Annotated in this window: 1 protein-coding gene; it reads right to left on the bottom strand. The window is 54.7% G+C overall.

Annotated elements, in window-relative coordinates; all coding sequences use genetic code 11:
• Positions 1-36 precede the first annotated feature (36 nt).
• On the bottom strand, positions 37-541 hold a 505-nt coding region (locus K5Q99_RS23145), incomplete at its 5' end, for a Kae1-like domain-containing protein (RefSeq protein ID WP_505973633.1).

Below are 541 nucleotides of genomic sequence, written 5' to 3'. Positions count from 1 at the left end.
TGGGTAATGCGTGGTGCTCAACACGCTTCACCTTGTTCACACCGGTAGCAAGGTATCCAGTGGCCATCGAGGCTGACCTTTTACTGCCAAATCTTCAAGCTGTCCCGCTTTCAGCCTCTGCAAACCGGCATAGGCAATCATGGCACCATTGTCGGTACAGAATTCCCCTCGGGGGTAGTACACCTTGCCACCCAGTTTTTCCATCAGCTCTGCAAGACCTGCGCGCAGGCGCACGTTGGCACTCACACCACCGGCAATAACAAGGCGTTTGTAACCGGTTTGCTCCAGTGCTCGGCGACACTTGATAGACAGGGTATCCACCACCGCCTCTTCGAAAGCACGGGCGATATTGGCGCGGGTCTGCTCATCATCCGGTTCGGCAGCGATAGTATTGGCTACGAAGGTTTTAAGCCCGGAGAAACTGAAGTCCAGCCCGGGTCTGTCGGTCATTGGGCGCGGAAACTTGTAGTTGGCTGGCTGACCCGAGCCCACGAGACAGGCAGAAATCTCGTATGCCGTCTTCTGCTTGAAAAAAAAAAAA

The sequence above is a fragment of the Shewanella hafniensis genome (assembly GCF_019655335.1).
GTDB classification, from domain to species: Bacteria; Pseudomonadota; Gammaproteobacteria; order Enterobacterales; family Shewanellaceae; genus Shewanella; species Shewanella hafniensis.
Note: the sequence above shows the minus strand (reverse complement) of the source record. Positions and strands in the feature narration are given on the sequence as shown.